General features: G+C 70.3%; 20 protein-coding genes. 6 read left to right on the top strand and 14 right to left on the bottom strand.

What is annotated here, in order from left to right; all coding sequences use genetic code 11:
* Positions 1–114 precede the first annotated feature (114 nt).
* A complete protein-coding gene (locus ACFW9Z_RS24565) occupies positions 115–423 on the bottom strand; it encodes a hypothetical protein (protein ID WP_015610155.1) in 309 nt (102 codons plus the stop codon).
* A gap of 386 nt (positions 424–809) precedes the next feature.
* On the opposite strand from ACFW9Z_RS24565, the gene ACFW9Z_RS24560 reads away from it, so the two are divergent.
* On the top strand, positions 810–1,832 hold the full coding sequence (locus ACFW9Z_RS24560; RefSeq protein ID WP_384644449.1) for an NlpC/P60 family protein: 1,023 nt from the start codon (positions 810–812) through the stop codon (positions 1,830–1,832).
* Between the two features lie 364 nt (positions 1,833–2,196).
* On the top strand, positions 2,197–2,928 hold the full coding sequence (locus tag ACFW9Z_RS24555) for a phosphatase PAP2 family protein (protein ID WP_384644447.1): 732 nt from the start codon (positions 2,197–2,199) through the stop codon (positions 2,926–2,928).
* A 114-nt stretch (positions 2,929–3,042) separates the two neighbouring features.
* On the opposite strand, the gene ACFW9Z_RS24550 is transcribed toward ACFW9Z_RS24555, so the two are convergent.
* On the bottom strand, positions 3,043–3,231 hold the full coding sequence (locus ACFW9Z_RS24550) for a hypothetical protein (protein WP_384644444.1): 189 nt from the start codon (positions 3,229–3,231) through the stop codon (positions 3,043–3,045).
* A gap of 224 nt (positions 3,232–3,455) precedes the next feature.
* Here ACFW9Z_RS24550 and ACFW9Z_RS24545 point away from each other — a divergent pair, with 224 nt between their 5' ends.
* Entirely contained in the window at positions 3,456–4,328 is an 873-nt protein-coding gene (locus tag ACFW9Z_RS24545) for a hypothetical protein (RefSeq protein ID WP_384644442.1), read from the top strand.
* A gap of 236 nt (positions 4,329–4,564) precedes the next feature.
* Entirely contained in the window at positions 4,565–4,774 is a 210-nt protein-coding gene (locus ACFW9Z_RS24540) for a hypothetical protein (RefSeq protein ID WP_384644440.1), read from the top strand.
* Positions 4,775–4,915: 141 nt separating this feature from the next.
* Here ACFW9Z_RS24540 and ACFW9Z_RS24535 read toward each other — a convergent pair whose 3' ends face one another.
* Complete coding sequence (locus ACFW9Z_RS24535) at positions 4,916–5,296, bottom strand: metal-sensitive transcriptional regulator (RefSeq protein WP_384644438.1); 381 nt, start codon at positions 5,294–5,296, stop codon at positions 4,916–4,918.
* 335 nt (positions 5,297–5,631) lie between these two features.
* On the opposite strand from ACFW9Z_RS24535, the gene ACFW9Z_RS24530 reads away from it, so the two are divergent.
* Together ACFW9Z_RS24530 and ACFW9Z_RS24525 are read left to right on the top strand one after the other, a co-directional pair.
* On the top strand, positions 5,632–6,252 hold the full coding sequence (locus ACFW9Z_RS24530) for a DUF47 domain-containing protein (RefSeq protein ID WP_069740154.1): 621 nt from the start codon (positions 5,632–5,634) through the stop codon (positions 6,250–6,252).
* Positions 6,253–6,257: 5 nt separating this feature from the next.
* Complete coding sequence (locus ACFW9Z_RS24525) at positions 6,258–7,256, top strand: anion permease (RefSeq protein WP_384644436.1); 999 nt, start codon at positions 6,258–6,260, stop codon at positions 7,254–7,256.
* Between the two features lie 139 nt (positions 7,257–7,395).
* Here ACFW9Z_RS24525 and pstB read toward each other — a convergent pair whose 3' ends face one another.
* The 11 genes from pstB to ACFW9Z_RS24470 form a co-directional block, all read right to left on the bottom strand.
* Positions 7,396–8,172 carry a phosphate ABC transporter ATP-binding protein PstB gene (pstB, locus tag ACFW9Z_RS24520; RefSeq protein ID WP_109978785.1) on the bottom strand — a complete coding sequence of 259 codons (777 nt, stop codon included), beginning with the start codon at positions 8,170–8,172 and terminating at the stop codon, positions 7,396–7,398.
* A 40-nt stretch (positions 8,173–8,212) separates the two neighbouring features.
* The gene (gene pstA, locus ACFW9Z_RS24515) at positions 8,213–9,298 is read right to left on the bottom strand and encodes a phosphate ABC transporter permease PstA (RefSeq protein WP_384644434.1); all 1,086 of its coding nucleotides are present in this window, start codon (positions 9,296–9,298) and stop codon (positions 8,213–8,215) included.
* The gene (gene pstC, locus ACFW9Z_RS24510; protein WP_384644432.1) at positions 9,295–10,296 is read right to left on the bottom strand and encodes a phosphate ABC transporter permease subunit PstC; all 1,002 of its coding nucleotides are present in this window, start codon (positions 10,294–10,296) and stop codon (positions 9,295–9,297) included. The genes pstA and pstC overlap by 4 nt, the downstream gene beginning before the upstream one ends.
* Positions 10,297–10,466: 170 nt before the next feature.
* On the bottom strand, positions 10,467–11,606 hold the full coding sequence (pstS, locus tag ACFW9Z_RS24505; protein WP_384644431.1) for a phosphate ABC transporter substrate-binding protein PstS: 1,140 nt from the start codon (positions 11,604–11,606) through the stop codon (positions 10,467–10,469).
* A gap of 203 nt (positions 11,607–11,809) precedes the next feature.
* Positions 11,810–12,262, bottom strand: a complete 453-nt coding sequence (locus ACFW9Z_RS24500; RefSeq protein ID WP_384644429.1) for an NUDIX hydrolase — start codon at positions 12,260–12,262, stop codon at positions 11,810–11,812.
* The gene (locus ACFW9Z_RS24495; RefSeq protein ID WP_384644427.1) at positions 12,259–13,611 is read right to left on the bottom strand and encodes a CHAD domain-containing protein; all 1,353 of its coding nucleotides are present in this window, start codon (positions 13,609–13,611) and stop codon (positions 12,259–12,261) included. Before ACFW9Z_RS24495 ends, ACFW9Z_RS24500 begins: the two co-directional genes overlap by 4 nt.
* Positions 13,598–15,895, bottom strand: coding sequence for an RNA degradosome polyphosphate kinase (locus ACFW9Z_RS24490; protein WP_384644426.1), 2,298 nt, complete (start codon positions 15,893–15,895; stop codon positions 13,598–13,600). Before ACFW9Z_RS24490 ends, ACFW9Z_RS24495 begins: the two co-directional genes overlap by 14 nt.
* A 372-nt stretch (positions 15,896–16,267) precedes the next feature.
* Positions 16,268–17,257 carry a hypothetical protein gene (locus ACFW9Z_RS24485; protein ID WP_384644424.1) on the bottom strand — a complete coding sequence of 330 codons (990 nt, stop codon included), beginning with the start codon at positions 17,255–17,257 and terminating at the stop codon, positions 16,268–16,270.
* Positions 17,254–18,192 carry an ABC transporter ATP-binding protein gene (locus ACFW9Z_RS24480; RefSeq protein WP_384644422.1) on the bottom strand — a complete coding sequence of 313 codons (939 nt, stop codon included), beginning with the start codon at positions 18,190–18,192 and terminating at the stop codon, positions 17,254–17,256. The genes ACFW9Z_RS24485 and ACFW9Z_RS24480 overlap by 4 nt, the downstream gene beginning before the upstream one ends.
* Positions 18,192–18,605 (bottom strand): GntR family transcriptional regulator, encoded by a 414-nt coding sequence (locus tag ACFW9Z_RS24475; protein WP_384644420.1) that lies wholly within the window; start codon positions 18,603–18,605, stop codon positions 18,192–18,194. Before ACFW9Z_RS24475 ends, ACFW9Z_RS24480 begins: the two co-directional genes overlap by 1 nt.
* Positions 18,606–18,746: 141 nt before the next feature.
* The gene (locus ACFW9Z_RS24470) at positions 18,747–19,070 is read right to left on the bottom strand and encodes a MerR family transcriptional regulator (protein WP_384644418.1); all 324 of its coding nucleotides are present in this window, start codon (positions 19,068–19,070) and stop codon (positions 18,747–18,749) included.
* Positions 19,071–19,214 lie beyond the last annotated feature (144 nt).

The raw sequence follows: 19,214 nt of genomic DNA, 5'->3' as shown, positions 1-19,214 counted from the left end.
CGCGTGAGCGCGGTGGAGTGACTCGACATCAGGAAGACGCAACCTCAGCCGGTGGGCACGACGGATGGTGGGGAGCGGGCGGGGACGGCCCGGCAGGGGCTGGCCGACGGGTGGTCAGACAGCCATTCCGTAGACGATGGTGAAGAGAGTGCCCAGGGAGCCGATGATGAAGACCCCGGTCAGGCCCGCCACGATCAGGCCCTTGCCCTGTTCCGCGCTGAACGTGTCGCGCAGGGCCGTCGCTCCGATGCGCTGCTTCGCCGCGCCCCAGATCGCGATGCCGAGGCAGAGCAGGATGGCGATCGCCATCACCACCTCGATCATGATGCGCGCCTCGTTGCCCAGCGTGCCGAACGGTCCCCAGTTGGGGGCGATTCCGCCGATGATGGTGGTGATGTCGCCCTTCTCTGCTGCCAGGATCATGTAAGTCACCGCCCCTGTTGGGTAGTTAGCTGCCTGTGCCGTGCGGCACGGATTGCCTTCTATCTTCGCTGATGAAACAGCACCCGCACGACGCCTTCCCGGTCTCTTTACCCGGATCTCGCACGTTCGACCGACATGGCCGCCCTGACCTGCGGCTCGTCCGGATATCCTCATGCATATGCCTAGTTACTCTGTGTATCACGCTATGTGACCGCGAGCAACGACGGTGGCCATGGGTTCCTGATGTGGTTGCAGCGTTCGAGGGGCACGGCGTCTTCGTATGCGCCGTTCGGGAGCCACCGGTGCGCCGGTGGTGTGCTGCGGATGACTCGTACACACCCTCGAAAACAGCCCTGAACCGTTCCCCTATGGGGGATGGTTGAGGGGTGCGGAAATTCTGGGTCCTCGGTGGCGTCGGCGTGGGTGCGGCGGCGTGCTTCCTGGCGCTGCTCCTCGTCGGTACGTACTCGGCCGCCGCCGGTCTCGCGGGGGCGGGCGGCGGTGGGGCCGTCGCGCTCGCCAAGGGGGCCGTGCCGGCGCGGTACCAGCCGCTCGTGCAGAAGTGGGGCAACCTCTGCCCCGCCATCAACCCGGCCCTGCTGGCCGCGCAGTTGTACCAGGAGAGCGGCTGGAACCCCAGGGCGCAGAGCCACGCCGCCGCGCAGGGCATCGCCCAGTTCATCCCGGGCACCTGGGCCACGCACGGGATCGACGGCAACGGTGACGGCAAGCGGGATGTGTGGGACCCGGCCGACGCGATCCCCTCGGCCGCCTCGTACGACTGCGAGCTCGCCGGGTACGTCAAGAAGGTGCCGGGCGATCCGACGAACAACATGCTGGCCGCGTACAACGCCGGCGCGTACGCGGTGATCAAGTACGGCGGTGTGCCTCCTTATAAGGAGACGCAGAACTACGTGAAGATCATCCGGTCGCTGGAGAAGAGCTTCGCCCGGCCCGTCGGCCGTGTCCAGCCCTCCCGGCAGGCGGCCGGGGCCATCTACTTCGCGCAGAAGAAGCTCGGCACGCCGTATCTGTGGGGCGGCAACGGGACGCCGGACCAGCAGGGGCGGTTCGACTGTTCCGGGCTGACCCAGGCCGCGTACCGGACCGTCGGGATCGAGCTGCCGCGCGTCGCCAACGACCAGTACAACGCGGGGCCGCATCCCTCGCGGGACGAGCTGCTCCCGGGGGATCTGGTGTTCTTCTCCGACGATCTGACCAATTCGCGGGCCATCCGGCATGTCGGGTTGTACGTCGGGGGCGGATATATGATCAACGCTCCCTTCACGGGGGCGGTCATCCGGTTCGACAAGATCGATACGCCGGACTACTTCGGTGCGACCCGGGTCACCAAGGACGGTGCCGCGGCTCTGCCGACGAATCTTCCCGCGGATTCGTCGACGGGGTGACGGATCTCTCTCCTCGGCCGTCCTGCTCCGATTCCCTGTCGATTCCCTTCCGGTTCCCGCCGGTCGGGGGTGGGTCCGGCGGTGCTGACGGTGAGTCGGCCGTGGCCGGAACTCTCCGTGAAGCCTGGGCCCTGAGCTGCGACGACCAGTCACTCTTCGATAACGTCATGGTGATCATTCGGTGGAGAGCGGAACGCGGGCGGACGCCGGGCCGTTCCCTGGACAGGGACAGCGGACAGCATGTGCACCGACCATGCGTGCGCGGGAACGGGACCACACCGAATCACACGGGGGTTCGACCACGGTGGCGTGCACGGACGCGCGTCGCCACTGAAGAAGCAGACAAGGCAAGGGGCCGCAGCAGATGGCTGGACTCGAACTCGATGGGTCGAACCCGGACGTCAGCCTGCTCTACGACATCAACGGGCTGGCGAAGGCCGCTCCGACCTGGTTCGACCGGGTCATGGAGTTCGTCGGTGAGTACGGGACCATGTTCGGCCTCGTCCTGGTGGGCCTCTGGTGCTGGTGGAGCATGCGCAAGCGTGGGAGCGCCGAGGATTCGGTGACGACCGTCGCCGCCCTCGTCTGGGCGCCGCTCGCCGCCGCGCTCGCGGTCGTGATCAACATCCCGATCCGTGGCTTCGTCGAACGGCCCCGCCCCTTCAACGACCATGAAGGGCTGGAGGTCCTGATCCAGGGCAAGACGGACTATTCGTTCGTCAGCGACCATTCCACCCTCGCGATGGGCCTTGCCGTCGGTATCTTCGTGGCCAACCGGAAGTTCGGCTTCGTGGCGCTCGGCCTCGCGTTCTTTGCGGGCGTCAGCCGGATCTACATGGGCGTCCACTACCCGACCGACGTGATCGGCGGATTCGCCCTCGGCACGGCCGTCGCCCTGCTGCTCGCGCCGCCCGCGATGGCGCTGCTGACCCCGCTGATGGCGGCGATCTCCCGGTCCGACCGGGCCCGCTGGATCGTGCGGTCGAAGAAGGCCGATGCGGCGTACGTGGACGAGCGCGGGGACACGCGCGGAATTCCCGAGCCGCGTCCTGGCACCGGGCGTGGCAACCCGGGCGAGAAGGATCTCGCCGCCTGATCCGACCTCGACCTCCGTCCCGGACCCCGGCCACTGTCTGTCCGGTACGCCGATCCCCCAGGTGCTTCGGAGCGCCTGGGGGATCGTGTGTTTCCGGCCATGTCCCCCCTGGGGTCAGGGCGGCGGCGCGGCGAGGTGCTCGGCGGCGTCGGTGCGTGCCCGGTCCCGGGATCTGCGGGCGGGTCCCGCCCAGCCGCAGGTGCAGCGCGCCAGGCAGAACGAGCCGCGCTCGGTCGTCGTGGCGCTGCACGAAGGAGGGTGCGGGGCGGCGGTGCGGGCTGGGGCGGGGGGTTCCTCGTGCACGCGACCAACGGTACTGGTGGCGGGCTCCGAATGGGACGGGGGCGGGCTTCGGATCGGGGGCCGTGCGCCGTTGTGCCCCGGGGCGCGTATGCCGGTTTCCCGGTGCTGTGTGGGCTCTGTCGTGTGGTGGGCCGGGTGGGGCGGCGTGACGGGGGGCGTCGGTGGTCGTTATGCGGGGCGGGTGAGGGCTCGGTCGGGCGGTAGTCGTTGGGGGTTGGCAGGCGATGGTGGTGCAGCAGGACAGGTACGGAGGCGGGGCCCGCGCTGCCTGCGCCCTCGCCGTGGCCGGGGTGATGGCGGTCACCTCCGGATGCGTCGGCGGGGAGAGCGGCGGGGGTGACGGCTCCGGGCAGCGCGCCGTGGCCGCCGAGCGCCCGCTCGATGTGCTCGGCCAGGCCGCCGACGTACTCGCCGAGGCGGGCGGCGCGGAAGCCCGTACGTCGATGGAGACGGCGGCAGGCGGGACCCGGGTGACGATCCGGGGGCGGGGCACGTACGACTTCCGCAAGCAGATGGGGCGGATCAAGGTGGTGCTGCCCACGGACGCGGCGGGTGCGGCCGATCACCGGCCGATCACCGAGCTGCTGGCGCCGGGCGCGCTCTACATGAAGAACCGTGGCGCGGGCGTCCCCGCCGACAAGTGGGTCAGGATCGACACGACCGCCCTCAAGGACGGCAACCTCGTCACCGGCGGGGTCACCGATCCGATGGCCGCCGCCGAACTCCTGCGCGGGGCTGCCGATGTGACGTACGTGGGGAAGTCCGATCTGGCCGGGGTGACGGTCCATCACTACCGGGGCGTCGCGGACCTGAACCGGGCGGCGCGTGCCGCGTCACCGCAGTCGCGCGGGGCGCTGAGCGCGGCGGCGAAAGGGTTCAGCAGGGACGCGGTGCCGTTCGACGCCTACCTGGACGAGGAGGGGCGGCTGCGGAAGGTCCGGCACCGCTTCAGCTTCGCCGCGGAGGGGGCCGAGGGGTCCGAACGGCCGGAGGTGTCGGTGGTCTCGACGCTGCTGCTGTACGGGTTCGGGGCGCCGGTCACGGTGAGGCTGCCGGACGAGGACGACATCTACACGGGGGAGATCCGGCAGGGGTGAGGGTCCGCCCGCCGACGCGTCCCCCACGGGAGGGGCGGGGCGGGAGGGGCCGGTTGGGAGGGGGCGAAATGGTCCGTCCGTGCCATGCGCGGTGCGTGCCGCGCTCCCTACGCTAGGAAGTCGGCGCGCCGAGGGCCGATGGGCGGCCGAGGAGTCGGTGAAGGGCCGGCGGCGAGTCCGCGAAGGGCCGTCGGTGACGGCGGAGAAGACGACGGCAGAGTGACGACGGCAGAGAGGTGACGCAGGTGGTGACGCTCAGCGCCCCGAACGCTCAGGACTGTGTGGCCCTCGCCGAGATCGAGCTGTGCGGCGAGCTGATGATCGCGGCCTCGGCGGCGGGTGAGGAGCGCCTCAGCCCCGACCGTATCGACGAGGTGCTCAACGTCAGGTGCCCGGAGACGTGGACGACCGTTCCCCGGCAGGCCGCCGCCGTCCACCGGGGGTGACGTCGGCGTCGACGGTGGCCCGGCAGGCAGCCCCGTACCGCGTTTCGCGCCGCGTGTTGTACGGAGACCCGTACCGCGTCCCGTGTTGCTCGGCGTACGGAGTCCCGTGCCCGGTCCCGTACCGCTCCCCGCCCCCCGGCCTCACGTCCGCAGCAGCCGGGCGATCGCCTTCGTGGCCTCCGCGACCTTCGCGTCGACCTCCTCGCCGCCCTTGACCGCCGCGTCGGCGACGCAGTGGCGCAGGTGCTCCTCCAGCAGCTGGAGGGCGAAGGACTGCAGGGCCTTGGTGGAGGCCGAGACCTGGGTGAGTATGTCGATGCAGTAGACGTCCTCGTCGACCATGCGCTGGAGGCCGCGGATCTGGCCCTCGATCCGGCGCAGCCGTTTGAGGTGTTCGTCCTTCTGGTAGTGGTAGCCGTGGATGCCGCGGTCGTGGTCCGTGACGATCTCCCCGGCCTCCTCGGCGGCGGGGGGAGCCGTCGGTTCGACGGCTCCGGTGCCCGTGGTCTCGGTGGTGGTCATCTGCGTCCTCCCGTTGTCCTCTTACAGCGTGCTACAGACTGCTACGGAGTGCTATGGCCCGGTGGGGCCGGATGCGGCTCGATGCGGCCGGTCTGGCTCGATGTGGCCTGATGTGACCGGTGCGGCTCCGCCGGAGCGGCCCTGCGGCAACTCTGCGTCTCTGGCTGTGGTATACCCCGGCCGGGTATATCGTAACGAATCCGGCGGAAACGTGACCGGGGGCCCGTGCCGATCCCCGTTCTCGATGGGCGACACTGAAGAACGCCGGTTAGCCGTGGCCGGATGATGCGCCTAGCATCAGCCTGACCGAATCCAAAGCATCCCGAGGACCCCACGTGCGCTTTCGTCTGACCCCCAGGGAGACGAGCTTCTACGACATGTTCTCCGCGTCCGCGGACAACATTGTCACGGGCTCGAAACTCCTGATGGAACTGCTCGGGGCGGATTCTGCCTCCCGAGTCGAGATCGCGGAGCGTATGCGGGCAGCGGAGCACGCGGGGGACGACGCCACCCACGCGATCTTCCACCAGCTGAACTCCTCCTTCATCACGCCGTTCGACCGCGAGGACATCTACAAGCTGGCGTCCTCGCTCGACGACATCATGGACTTCATGGAGGAGGCCGTCGACCTGGTCGTCCTCTACCAGGTCCAGGAGCTCCCCAAGGGTGTCGAGCAGCAGATCGAGGTGCTGGCCCGGGCGGCGGAGCTGACCGCCGAGGCGATGCCGGGGCTGCGGACGATGGACAACCTCACCGAGTACTGGATCGAGGTCAACCGCCTGGAGAACCAGGCCGACCAGATCCACCGCAAGCTGCTGGCCCACCTCTTCAACGGCAAGTACGACGCCATGGAGGTGCTGAAGCTCAAGCAGATCGTGGACGTCCTGGAAGAGGCGGCTGACGCCTTCGAGCACGTCGCCAACACCGTGGAGACCATCGCGGTCAAGGAGTCCTGAACCTCGTGGACACCTTTGCGCTGATCGTGACCATCGGTGTCGCGCTCGGCTTCACGTATACGAACGGCTTCCACGACTCCGCGAACGCCATCGCCACCTCGGTCTCCACCCGGGCGCTGACCCCGCGTGCGGCTCTGGCGATGGCGGCGGTGATGAACCTCGCCGGTGCCTTCCTGGGCCAGGGGGTCGCCAAGACCGTCAGCGAAGGCCTGATCGCCACGCCCGTGGGGCAGAAGGGGATGGGCATCCTGTTCGCGGCGCTGGTCGGCGCGATCATCTGGAACCTCATCACCTGGTACTACGGTCTCCCCTCCTCGTCCTCGCACGCGCTGTTCGGCGGCATGGTCGGCGCGGCGCTGGCCGGCGGGACGGATGTGATCTGGTCCGGGGTGCTGGAGAAGATCGTCATCCCGATGTTCCTCTCCCCGATCATCGGTCTGATCGCCGGTTATCTGGTGATGGTCGGCATCATGTGGATGTTCCGGAACGCCAACCCGCACAAGGCCAAGCGCGGCTTCCGGATCGCGCAGACGGTCTCGGCGGCGGGCATGGCGCTCGGCCACGGCCTCCAGGACGCGCAGAAGACGATGGGCATCGTGGTGATGGCCCTGGTCATCGCCGATATCGAGGGCCCCAACGACGAGATCCCGATCTGGGTCAAGATCGCGTGTGCCGTGATGCTCTCCCTGGGGACGTACGCGGGTGGCTGGCGCATCATGCGGACGCTCGGCCGGAAGATCATCGAGCTGGACCCGCCGCAGGGCTTCGCGGCGGAGACGACCGGTGCGTCGATCATGTTCGGTTCGGCGTTCCTCTTCCACGCCCCGATCTCCACGACCCATGTCATCACCTCCGCGATCATGGGCGTCGGCGCCACGAAGCGGGTGAACGCCGTGCGCTGGGGTGTCGCGAAGAACATCATCCTCGGCTGGTTCATCACCATGCCGGCCGCGGCGCTGGTCGCGGCGCTCAGCTATGGCGCGGTGCTGCTGCTCTTCGGCTGAGGCGATGCCGTAAGAACGCGTGTGTACGCACATGGGTCCGCCCCCGCTCTCCGTACCAGGGAGAGCGGGGGCGGACCCTTTCGCCTTGTGGTGGCACCGCCATGCAGCACCGCAAGGCCGTATCAGGGGGAGGTACGGCTCAGCCGAAGCGGCCCGAGATGTAGTCCTCCGTGGCCTGGACCGAGGGGTTGGAGAAGATCCGCTCCGTCTCGTCTATCTCGATGAGCCGGCCGGGCTTGCCGACCGCCGCGAGGTTGAAGAACGCGGTGCGGTCCGAGACCCGGGCCGCCTGCTGCATGTTGTGCGTCACGATGACGATCGTGAAGCGCTCCTTCAGCTCGCCGATCAGGTCCTCGATGGCGAGGGTCGAGATCGGGTCGAGCGCCGAGCACGGCTCGTCCATCAGCAGGACCTGCGGCTCGACCGCGATGGCGCGGGCGATGCACAGGCGCTGCTGCTGGCCGCCGGAGAGGCCGGAGCCGGGCTTGTTGAGCCGGTCCTTGACCTCGTTCCAGAGGTTCGCGCCGCGCAGGGACTTCTCCACGACGTCGTTCAGCTCGCTCTTGCGGTAGCTGCCGTTGAGCCGCAGGCCCGCCGCCACGTTGTCGAAGATCGACATGGTGGGGAAGGGGTTGGGGCGCTGGAAGACCATGCCGACCGTGCGGCGCACGGTGACCGGGTCGACGTTGGAGCCGTACAGGTTCTCGTCGTCCAGCAGCACCTTGCCCTCGACGCGGCCGCCGGGGGTGACCTCGTGCATCCGGTTCAGGGTGCGCAGGAAGGTGGACTTGCCGCAGCCGGAGGGGCCGATGAAGGCGGTCACGGAGCGGGGCTCCACGGTCATCGAGATGTCCTCGATGGCCTTGTGGCTGCCGTAGTAGGCGGTGAGGCCGCTGATGTCGATGCGCTTGGCCATGGGAATCACTGCTTCTTTCGGGAGGTCGCTGATGGCCGCGTCAGCGACCGGTCTTCGGGGCCTTCCAGCGGGCGATTCCGCGGGCCACGAGGTTGAGGATCATGACGAAGGCGATCAGTACCAGGGCTGCGGCCCAGGCGCGGTCGTAGGACGCGGCCTCGCCGATCTTGTACTGCTCGTAGATGTAGAACGGCAGCGAGGACTGGGCTCCGTCGAAGGGGTTCGCGTTGATCAGCTGGCTGCCGAAGACCAGCAGGATGATCGGGGCGGTCTCACCGGCGATACGGGCGATGGCCAGCATGACACCGGTGGTGATGCCGCCGATCGCGGTCGGCAGGACCACCTTCAGGATAGTGCGCCACTTCGGGATGCCGAGGGCGAGCGAGGCCTCGCGGAGCTCGTTGGGAACGAGCTTGAGCATCTCCTCGGTGGAGCGGACCACGACCGGGATCATCAGGATGGTCAGGGCGAACGCGCCCATCAGGCCGGACGGCTCCAGGTTGGCGATCAGCATGATCGACAGGATGAAGAGACCGGCGACGATGGACGGGATGCCCGTCATCACGTCGACGAAGAACGTGACGGCCTTGGCGAGGGAGCCCTTGCCGTACTCGACCAGGTAGACGGCGGTCAGCAGACCGAGCGGGGCGGAGATCACCGTGGCGATACCGACCTGCTCCAGGGTGCCGATCAGCGCGTGGTAGACGCCGCCGCTGGCCTCCGAACCGAGCACACCGGCCATGGAGTGGGTCAGGAAGTAGCCGTCGAGGCGTTCGGAGCCGCGGCTGATGGTCGTCCACAGCAGCGAGGCCAGCGGGATGATCGCCATCAGGAAGCAGACCCAGACGATGCTGGTGGCCAGCCGGTCCTTGGCCTGGCGCTTGTTCTCCACGACGGTGGTGGCGACGTACGAGATGGCCAGGAAGAACAGCGCGGCGATCATGCCCCACTGCACCTTGCTGTGCCAGCCGGCGGCGAGGCTGAGGCCGATGGCGAGCGCGACGGCCAGGGCGGCGAAGCCGAGGGGGGCCAGGCGGGGCAGCGAACGGCTGCTCAGGCCGGGGGTCCGCGCGGGGCCGGTGGGCGGCGTCGGGCGTTCCTGGACGCTTGCGGTTGCGTTGCTCATGCGTTGGCCCCCGAGTACTCCTTGCGGCGGGCGATGATGAGCCGGGCCGCGCCGTTGACCAGCAGGGTGAGGACGAAGAGGACGAGGCCGGAGGCGATCAGGGCGTCGCGCCCGAACTCGTCGGCCTCGCCGAACTTGGCCGCGATGTTCTGCGCGAACGTTCCGCCGCCCGGGTTGAGCACGTGCAGCGAGATGATGAAGCTCGGGGAGAGGACCGTGGCGACGGCCATCGTCTCGCCGAGCGCCCGGCCGAGGCCGAGCATCGAGGCGGAGATGATGCCGGAGCGGCCGAAGGGCAGCACCGAGAGGCGGATGACCTCCCAGCGGGTGGCGCCCAGGGCGAGGGCGGCCTCCTCGTTCATCTTCGGGACCTGGAGGAAGACCTCGCGGCTGACGCTGGTCACGATCGGCAGGATCATGATCGCGAGCAGCACGCCCACGGTGAAGAGCGAGCGGGCGACGCCGACCTCGGTCTTCTCGAAGATGTACGTCCAGCCGAAGAACTGGTCGAGCCAGAGGTTGAGGCCCTCCAGGTACGGCACCAGGACGAGGGCGCCCCAGATGCCGTAGACGATGCTGGGTACGGCGGCGAGCAGGTCGACGACGTACGCGATGGGGGCGGCCAGCTTGCGCGGCGCGTAGTGCGAGATGAACAGGGCGATGCCGACAGCGATCGGAACCGCGATGACCATCGCGATGATCGAGCTGACGACGGTGCCGAAGAGCAGGACGGCGATGCCGAAGACCGGGGGGTTGCCGGCCGGGTTCCAGTCGAAGGTGGTGAGGAAGTTGCCCTCGTTCTTCGAGATGGCGATGACGGCCCGGTAGCTGAGGAACACGGCGATGGACGCCATGAGCACGAGCAGCAGGATGCCCGAGCCGCGTGAGAGGCCCAGGAAGATCTTGTCGCCCGCGCGCCCGGTGGACTTGGAGCGCTTCCCCCGTTCCGGGGGTGCCGGCGAGGCCGGTGGTGTGTCTATCTGCGTGGTGGAAGCCATGGTCTTTCCGGTCTGTGTGGGGGAGCCGTGGGCTCCCCTGGCGGCGGTGCACCGGATGGGTCGGGGGGTGGCGGGCCGGTCCGGAGGGGTGCGCCGGGCCGGCCTGCCGGTGGGGCGGGGAGCGCGGGGCCCGGCCTCGTCCTGCTGGACGGGCCCCGCGCTCCGGGCCGTTACGAGAGGCCGTTGATGGTCTCGCGGACCTTCGCGTTGATCTCGGCCGGGATCGGGGCGTAGCCCGCGTCCGTCAGGATCTTCTGGCCGTCGTCGGAGGCGGCGTAGGAGAGGAAGGACTTGACGGTGTCGAGCGTCTCGGCCTTGTTGCCGGTGTCGCAGACGACCTCGTACGTGACCAGGACCAGCGGGTAGGCGCCGTCGGCCTTGGTGGCGTAGTCGAGCTCCAGGGCCAGGTCCTTGCCGGTGCCGACGACCTTGGCGGCGGCGATGGCCTTGGAGGCGTTCTCCGAGGTGGCCTCGGCCGGGGTGGAGCCGCCGTTGTCGATGGCGACCGTGGAGATGCCCTGGGACTTGGCGTAGGAGAGCTCGAAGTAGCCGATCGCGCCGTCGACCTGCTTCACCTGGGCGGCGATGCCGGACGAGTTGGACGCGGCCTGGCCACCGGGGGCCGGCCACTTCTTCTCGGCCTCGTACTTCCACTCCTTCGGAGCGGCGGCGCCGAGGTACTTGCCGAGGTTCTGCGTGGTGCCGGAGTCCTCGGAGCGGTGGAAGGCCTGGATCGCCTTGTCCGGCAGGTCGACGCCCTCGTTGAGCTTGGCGATCGCCGGGTCGTTCCACTTCTTGATCTTCGTGTCGAAGATCTTGGCGAGGGTGGGGGCGTCCAGTACGAGCTTGTCGACACCCTCCAGGTGGTAACCGATCGCGACCGGGCCGCCGACCATCGGGAGGTTGATGCCCTGGCCGGTCTTGCACGACTTCTTCGACTCGGCGACCTCTTCCGGCTTCAGCGCGGAGTCGGAACCGGCGAAGCCCACGGTGCCCTGGTTGAAGGCGACGATGCCCTCACCGGAGGAGGAGGAGTTGTAGTTGATCTCCACACCGGAACAGGCGGCCATGTAGTTCTTGACCCAGAGGTCCATGGCGTTCTTCTGAGCGCTGGAGCCGGAGGCGCGGAGCTGGCCCTTGGCCTTGCCGCAGTCGATGCTCGACGCCGCCGTGGTCTTGCCACTGGTGCCGGGCGTGTCGCCGCCGCCGCTGTTGTCGTCCGAACCGCACGCCGTGAGGACCAGGGCGCCGGAGACGGCGAGGGCACCGAGCGCGGTGGCACGAAGCCGGTTCTTGCGCTGAAGCTTCACTTTCGGGTGTTCCTTCCAGGAGCCGCCGTGGTCTGTTCGTTCTACGACGGCGTGCGATGAGGAGGGGTGCTGTGGCTTGGCGCCGCGCACCTTGTACGTCCGAAATTAGGCAGAACAGGTGAAGCCGCCTACGGGGGAGAGTGAACGGCAGGTGAACCGTGTCGGGCAGACAAGTGTGGGCGCCCCGGTCCGGTGGCCGGTGTTCAGGTGCGGGGCAGCGTGTCGAGCAGCGCGGTGAGCTGGTCGCGGTCGCGCGGCTGGGTGAGGCGTACGAGGGCCTCCCCGGGGGAGAGCCACAGGAGGCGGTCCACCTCGTCGTTGGCCTCGAAGGCCCCGCCGGTCGCCTCGGCGGCCCAGTAGGCGACCTCCTTGGGGCGGCCGTCCACGACGTACCGGGCGGTGGGGAGCCGGGCGCCCGGCGCGCAGTGGTGGCCGGTCTCCTCCAGGACTTCCCGTACGGCGGCGGCGAGCGGGTCCTCGCCGCGTTTGATCTTGCCCTTGGGGTGGGACCAGTCGTCCCAGCGGGGTCGGTGTACCAGGCACACTTCCACCCCGCCACCGTCCGGGGCGGGGCGCCACAGGACGCAGCCCGCTGCCCGGACGGTGCCGCGCGCTTCGGGGCCGGGGCCGGGGCCGGGACCGGGGCCGGGGCTCATGGGGCCGTCATCGCCGTCGCGTACGGCCAGGTCTCCCGGAACACCGCCCGTGCCGCCTCCACCTCGTGCCGCTGGTCCGCGTGGAGCACCCCCAGGGCGTACGCGGTGGCCGGGGCGATCCGCGGGGTGCGGGCGGCGGCCGCCGCCGCCGCGGCCGCCTCCGCCGCGTCCCGGTGCAGGTCCAGGGCGTGCCCGGCGCCGGTGAGGACCGGGTCGGCGGCGCCGAGGACGACCTCGTGGGCGTACCGGTGCAGCCTCAGCAGCAGGCGGGCCTGGTGCCACGGCGCGTCCTGCGCCTCGTTGTACGGTTCCGCCGACTCGTCGGCCGGCAGGGCCGCCACCGCCGCGATGAGCCGTTGCTCGGCGCGTTCGGCGGGCTCCAGGAGCGCTTCGGTGCCCCGGCCGGTGGTGCCGGGGGCCAGCGGGACCTCGGAGGCGAGCAGCGCCACGGCGTCGGCGACCGCGTGGAACCGGGAGGAGCCGAGGGCCTGGAGCGCGGCGGAGTGGGCCCGGGTCCGGGCGAGGGTGAGCTGGCGCTCCAGCAGCGCCCCGGCCCGTGCCGCCCCGACGCCGAGCACAGCCCGGCCCTGGGCGTCCGGGGCGGTGGCGTCCTTCGCGGCCTTCGCGGCGGGCTTCGCTCCGCGCGCCGCCGGGAGGGTGGCCCCCGAGAGCTGGTGCAGGGCGTCGACGAGACGGGTGAGCCGGCCGGCGTACGCGTGTTCGCGGGCGAGGGTGCCGGAGAGCCAGGCCAGTTCCGTACGGAGGTGGTCGGCCCAGACCGGGTCGAGCACGTTGCGGAAGGTGTGGAGCGAGCCGCTGATGCGCCGGGCCGAGCGGCGCAGCGCCCTGGCCGCGGCCTCGGCGCCCTGGCCGCCCGCGTCCGAGGGGGCGCTGTGCTCGCGGTGCAGGCGCAGACTGCGCAGGAAGTCCGCGGCCTGCCCCCGGAGGTAGGGCGCGAGGACGGCTTCGGCGGTCACGCTGTCGGAGGGGCGGGACCGGGCGGCCGTGCCTTCGGGGGTACGGAGAGGGGCGGCCGGGTCTTCCAGGAGCCGGGACGGGGCGGTCACGGCTTCCGCGGTCACGTTGTCGGAGGGGCGGCTTCCGGACACGGTCCCGATCGGTACGGGGCCGTCCTGCGGGAGGCTGTCCTGCGTCGGCGCGCCCTCCGGGGGTCTGTCCTGCGGGGTGCCGTCCCGCGTCGGCTTGTCCCCCGGGGGTCCGTCCTGCGTCGGCTTGCCCTCCGGGGCTCCGTCCTGCGTCGGATCGTCCTTCGGGGGCCCGTCGGCCGGGGGGCTGTGGGGGCTGTCCGCGCTGGTCCGCGTCGTCGTCTGGTGGTCAGGGCGTCGCACGCCGGCGCCTCCGGGCATCGATGAGCATTTCCTGGACGTGCCGCAGCGGCTGCCCCTCCGCGTCCGTGGCGTGGCGGGTCCAGTTGCCGTCGGGGCCCAGGTGCCAGGAAGCGGTGGTGTCGGCCATACCGGTCTCCAGGAGTCGGCTGAGTGCGGCGCGGTGGGCGGGGTCGGTGACCCGGACCAGGGCTTCGATCCGGCGGTCGAGGTTGCGGTGCATCATGTCGGCGCTGCCGAACCACACCTCGGGTTCGCCGCCGTTGCCGAAGGAGAAGACCCGGGAGTGTTCGAGGAAGCGCCCGAGTATGGAGCGGACCCGGATGTTCTCCGAGAGCCCGGCGACCCCGGGGCGGATCGCGCAGATCCCGCGCACCCAGATGTCGACGGGCACGCCCGCCTGGGCCGCCCGGTAGCAGGCGTCGATGATCGCTTCGTCGACCATCGAGTTGACCTTGATGCGTACGTAGGCGGGGCGTCCGGCCCGGTGGTGGGAGATCTCCTTGTTGATCCGGGCTATCAGCCCGTCCCGGAGCGACTTCGGGGCGACCAGGAGGCGGCGGTAGGTCTCGCGGCGGGAGTAGCCGGAGAGCCTGTTGAACAGGTCGGAGAGGTCCGCCCCGACCTGCGGGTCCGCCGTGAGCAGGCCGAGGTCCTCGTACAGCCGGGCGGTCTTGGGGTGGTAGTTGCCGGTGCCGACGTGGGAGTAGCGGCGCAGGGTGTCGCCCTCCTCGCGGACGACGAGCGAGAGCTTGCAGTGGGTCTTCAGCCCGACGAGTCCGTACACGACATGACAGCCCGCCTCCTCCAGCTTGCGGGCCCACTTGATGTTGGCCTGCTCGTCGAAGCGGGCCTTGATCTCGACGAGGACGAGGACCTGCTTGCCGGACTCGGCCGCGTCGATGAGGGCGTCCACTATCGGGGAGTCGCCGGAGGTGCGGTACAGCGTCTGCTTGATGGCCAGCACGTCCGGGTCGCCCGCCGCCTGCTCCAGGAAGGCCTGGACGGAGGTGGAGAAGGAGTCGTACGGGTGGTGGAGCAGGACGTCCCGCTCGCGCAGGGCGGCGAAGATGTCGGGCGCGGAGGCGGACTCCACCTCGGCCAGGTCCCGGTGGGTGCCCGCGATGAACTTGGGGTACTTCAGCTCCGGCCGGTCCAGCGAGGCGATGGCGAAGAGGCCGGTCAGGTCCAGAGGGCCGGGCAGCGGGTAGACCTCCGCGTCGGACACCTTCAGCTCGCGGACCAGCAGATCGAGGACGTACGGGTCGATGGACTCCTCGACCTCCAGCCGCACCGGCGGACCGAAGCGGCGCCGCATGAGCTCCTTCTCCAGCGCCTGGAGCAGGTTCTCCGCGTCGTCCTCCTCCACCTCCAGGTCCTCGTTCCTGGTGACCCGGAACATGTGGTGCGCGAGCACCTCCATCCCCGGGAACAGCTCCTCCAGGTGGGCCGCGATGACGTCCTCGATGGGGACGTACCGCTGCGGGGACGCCTCCAGGAAGCGGGTCAGCAGCGGCGGGACCTTCACCCGGGCGAAGTGGCGGTGGCCGCTGACCGGGTTGCGGACGACGACGGCGAGGTTGAGGGAGAGCCCGGAGATGTACGGGAAGGGGTGCGCGGGGTCGACGGCCAGCGGGGTCAGCACCGGGAAGACGCGCTGCCGGAAGAAGGTGAAGAGCCGGGCCTGCTCCTTCTCGGTCAGATCCGGCCACCGGATGAGCTGGATCGACTCGTCGGAGAGCGCCGGGGCGATGTCCTGCTGGAAGCAGGCCGCGTGCCGGGCCATGAGCTCGCGCGAACGGGTCCAGATCAGGTCCAGCACCTCGCGGGGCTGGAGGCCGGAGGCGGAGCGGGTGGCGACTCCGGTGGCGATGCGGCGCTTGAGCCCGGCCACCCGGACCATGAAGAACTCGTCCAGGTTCGAGGCGAAGATCGCGAGGAAGTTGGCCCGCTCCAGGATCGGCGTCGTCGGGTCCTCGGCCAGCTCCAGTACGCGTTCGTTGAAGGCGAGCCAGGAGCGCTCGCGGTCCAGGAAGCGGCCCTGGGGCAGCTCGTCGCCGTCCCGGTCGGGCTCGTACGCGTCCGCGTCGGCGTCGAGATCGGGGTCCAGATCGGCGGCGGTGGAGAAACCGACACCGCCGGAGGAGGAGTGCGCGACGGCGTGCGGCCGGTGCGCGGCGAGCGCGCCGACGGACGGCTGGGCCGGGCCGGCGGCCGGCCGGACGGGGCCGGCGGACGGCTGGGCGGCGGACTGGACCGGGACCTCGGAGCTGGGCTGCTGGCTCATGGACCCATTGTTCCGCGTGGTGGGCGAAGCGGGCGCGTCGGAGCCGGGAAAGATCGCGGAAGGCCCGGGAAACCCGGGGGCACGGCGGGGACCGGGATCGCTTCGGGGCGCGTCCCGGGCGGAGGCGTCCTCAAGGGCACGCCCCCGGGGATGACCTGAGGCGCTCCCTCTGCGGCGGGGGGCTGGCAGAGCTGGCTGCATCCCGTGAGGGTCGCAAGGGTGTCTGAATGGCTGGTAACGGCGACATGACGTACAGGAAGCGGTGTGCCTGCGGGTGGGGCTCGGGGTGACGGTACGTGATCGCTGTCGGCAGGTGTTCGCCGTCCGGGCCCACCCCTGTAGGGCCCGGACGGCGAGGTCGTGGTTCCGGGGTCAGCCGTGGAGGCGGCGCAGGACCCGGAAGGCGGCGAAGGCGGCGAGCGCGGCGAGGGCCAGCAGGATGCCGGTCTCGACGAGCTGGAGGGGCCAGTAGTGGGAGGCGGGGTGGTAGTGCACGTAGTTCTGCAGCCCGTCATGTCCGGCCAGGCAGCCCTCGAAGTCGACGGATTCGACGCAGATGTCGACGGGGAACGGGTCACCATCGGCCGTCGCATAGCCTTGCTCGATGACATAGGCCCACTTGGGGACGGGGAAGGAGCCCCCCAGGGGGTACGTGGTCTTCACCATCGGCCACAAGTGGTCGCGCACCATGCCGAGCGTGAACGTCACCACCATGGAGCCGAGCAGGGCCACCACCAGCGCCGGAACCGTGCGACGCAGCAGCAGCCCGGTCAAAGCACCCAGTGCGAGGGCCAGCAGCGCACTGGCGACCGGGACCGTTCCCGTGGCGCCGAAGGCCGACGGGTCCTCCCAGGTGGCCGGGAACGGGTAGTCGAGGCGGCTTCGGGCCCAGGAGAAGGCGGCGGACAGCACCACGATCCCGCCGACCACCGGTACGACGAGGGTGGCGAGCCGTGCGGCCAGCCAGGCGGAGGGTGAGGTCGACTGGGTCCAGGACAGCTTGATGGTGCCGGTCTCCCACTCCTTGGCGATCACCGGGCCCGCGAGGAAGGCCCCGACGAACGCGGGCAGTGCCATGAGGGCCAGTCCCGCGTACATGAGCGACCGGTGGATGCGGATCATCCGGTCGGAGTAGTCGCGGGCCGGCTGGAAGCAGGACTCCGCGCTGCTGGTCAGGGTGCAGCCGGCGTCCGCGAAGTCCGCGATGGCCTGGTCGGCCAGGAGTCCCAGCGTGATCAGGCCGGCGATTCCCACGGCGACGGCCGCGCCGGCCATCCACAGGATCCGTCGGTGCAGCCGCAACAGGACCAGGGAGGGGCCCTTCAGCGTTCGGACCTTCGCGGTCAGGGTGCTCGTACTCACGCGGAAGCCACCGCCTCACGGGCCCCACGGGTCCCACGGGCCTCGTCCGTCCCGGCCGTCGCGCTCGGGGTGAGCAGCGGCGGGGCGTCCGGGGAGCGGAGGTGGGCGAGGAGGAGCTCCTCCAGCGAGGGTTCCGTGACGGCCCAGAGGGATGCGTCCACGGGGCCCTCCTTCCGTACGAGTGCGGTGAGCTGACGCCCCGTCGTACGGGATTCGACAACGGTGTGCGGGGCCAGTTCGCGGCCCGCCCGCCCGGTGACCACGGCATGGGCGGAGACGATGTCCTCGGCCTCGCCGCCGAGCCGGACGTGGCCGCCGTCGACGAGGAGCAGGAAGTCGCAGGCGCCCTCCAGCTCGGTGAGGATGTGCGAGGACATCACGATGGTGGTGCCGTGCTCGGCGGTCTCCGCCATGAGCACGCCCATCAGCTCATGCCGGGCGAGCGGGTCGAGATCGGCCATCGGCTCGTCCAGCAGCATCAGTTCGGGCCGCTTGCCCAGCGCGAGGGCCAGTGCGAGCCGGGTCCGCTGCCCGCCGGAGAGGGTGCGGACGCGGGCGTTCCGGGGCAGTGGCCCGGCGACCCGGTCGGCGGTGCCGGCGTCCCAGCGCCCGGGGTTGAGCTGCCCTCCGGCCCACAGTGTGTCGGCCACGGTGAGCTGCGGGTACAGGGGCTTGTCCTGGGGCACGTACGCGATCCGCTCGCGTACGTCGGCGGGTTCGGCGGAGCCGAGGACGGTCAGGGAACCGGTGTCCGGCCAAACGGTTCCCGCCGCCAGGTTCAGCAGGGTCGACTTGCCCGCCCCGTTGGGCCCGACGAGGGCGCAGACCCGTCCGGCGGGGAGCCGGAAGGAGCAGCTGTCCAGGGCCGTGTGCGCGCGCCCTCCGCGCCCGTAGGTCATGGTGAGGCCGCGCGCCTCGATCGCAGCGCCTGTCATCAGTCCTGGTCCCCCTTGTACGTGCTGTCCAGTACGGCCGTGAAGAGCGCGCTGACGTCGTCCTTCTCCAGCCCGGCCGACCGTGCCCGGCGGGCCCAGTCGGCGAGTTCGGTGCGCAGCGGTGAGTCGGACGCGGATGCCCCGGCCGCGCCGCCGAGCGTCCTGCGGACGAAGGTGCCGAGCCCGCGCCGCGCCTCGACGAGGCCTTCGCGCTCCAGCTCCCGGTACGCCTTGAGGACGGTGTTCGGGTTGATGGCGGTGGCCTCGACGACCTCGCGGGCGGTGGGCAACCGGTCCCCTGGCTCCAGAACGCCCAGGCGCAGGGCCTGCTTCGTCTGCTGGACGATCTGGAGGTAGGTGGCGACGCCGCTGCGCCGGTCGATGCGGAACTCGACCGCTGCCGATTCTGCCATGATCACCACCCTTTCACTAATTGAGTAGTGAAAGGGTGACCTAAGGAAGGGGCGACGTCAAGTGACGCCGCCCCTGTGTGTGTCCGGGGAGGCCTATCCCTGTGTGTCCGGGGAGGTCTACCCCTGTGTGTCCGGGGAGGTCTACCGCGTCCGGGCGGAGCGCAGTTCCTCGTTGATGCGCTGGGCCTCTTCGAGCTGGTCTTCGAGGATGACGATGCGGCAGGCATCCTCGATCTTGGTGCCCTGGTCCACCAGCTCCCGGGCGCGGGCGGCGATGCGGAGCTGGTAGCGGGAGTAGCGCCGGTGGCCGCCTTCGGAGCGCAGGGGCGTGATCAGGCGGTTCTCGCCGAGTGCGCGGAGGAAGGCGGGCGAGGTGGAGAGCATCTCGGCGGCCCGGCCCATGGTGTAGGCGGGGTAGTCGTCGTCGTCCAGGTTGTCGGTGGCGCGGGTACTGCTAGGGGGCATAGCACCTCTTCTTTCGGGACCGTGCCGGGTTTCGGCACGGGGACACGTCGGGGGGGGGGGGGGGCGGGGGCGCGGGCGGGGGCCCCGCCCCAAACCACAAAAAAAGGGAGACAAAAGTGTGGGGGAGGGTATGACGGCCGACCC

Origin of the sequence: Streptomyces sp. NPDC059452, assembly GCF_042750035.1 — a bacterium.
Lineage (GTDB): Bacteria > Actinomycetota > Actinomycetes > Streptomycetales > Streptomycetaceae > Streptomyces.
Note: the sequence above shows the minus strand (reverse complement) of the source record. Positions and strands in the feature narration are given on the sequence as shown.

What these genes read in the sequence shown, in the direction of transcription:
- pstB (WP_109978785.1), bottom strand. Translation starts at nt 8,172, where the DNA reads ATGGCCAAGCGCATCGACATCAGCGGCCTCACCGCCTACTACGGCAGC.
- ACFW9Z_RS24545 (WP_384644442.1), top strand. Translation starts at nt 3,456, where the DNA reads ATGGTGGTGCAGCAGGACAGGTACGGAGGCGGGGCCCGCGCTGCCTGC.
- ACFW9Z_RS24555 (WP_384644447.1), top strand. Translation starts at nt 2,197, where the DNA reads ATGGCTGGACTCGAACTCGATGGGTCGAACCCGGACGTCAGCCTGCTC.
- ACFW9Z_RS24565 (WP_015610155.1), bottom strand. Translation starts at nt 423, where the DNA reads ATGATCCTGGCAGCAGAGAAGGGCGACATCACCACCATCATCGGCGGA.
- ACFW9Z_RS24470 (WP_384644418.1), bottom strand. Translation starts at nt 19,070, where the DNA reads ATGCCCCCTAGCAGTACCCGCGCCACCGACAACCTGGACGACGACGAC.
- ACFW9Z_RS24535 (WP_384644438.1), bottom strand. Translation starts at nt 5,296, where the DNA reads ATGACCACCACCGAGACCACGGGCACCGGAGCCGTCGAACCGACGGCT.
- ACFW9Z_RS24500 (WP_384644429.1), bottom strand. Translation starts at nt 12,262, where the DNA reads ATGAGCCCCGGCCCCGGTCCCGGCCCCGGCCCCGGCCCCGAAGCGCGC.
- ACFW9Z_RS24490 (WP_384644426.1), bottom strand. Translation starts at nt 15,895, where the DNA reads ATGAGCCAGCAGCCCAGCTCCGAGGTCCCGGTCCAGTCCGCCGCCCAG.
- pstC (WP_384644432.1), bottom strand. Translation starts at nt 10,296, where the DNA reads ATGGCTTCCACCACGCAGATAGACACACCACCGGCCTCGCCGGCACCC.
- pstA (WP_384644434.1), bottom strand. Translation starts at nt 9,298, where the DNA reads ATGAGCAACGCAACCGCAAGCGTCCAGGAACGCCCGACGCCGCCCACC.
- ACFW9Z_RS24480 (WP_384644422.1), bottom strand. Translation starts at nt 18,192, where the DNA reads ATGACAGGCGCTGCGATCGAGGCGCGCGGCCTCACCATGACCTACGGG.
- ACFW9Z_RS24475 (WP_384644420.1), bottom strand. Translation starts at nt 18,605, where the DNA reads ATGGCAGAATCGGCAGCGGTCGAGTTCCGCATCGACCGGCGCAGCGGC.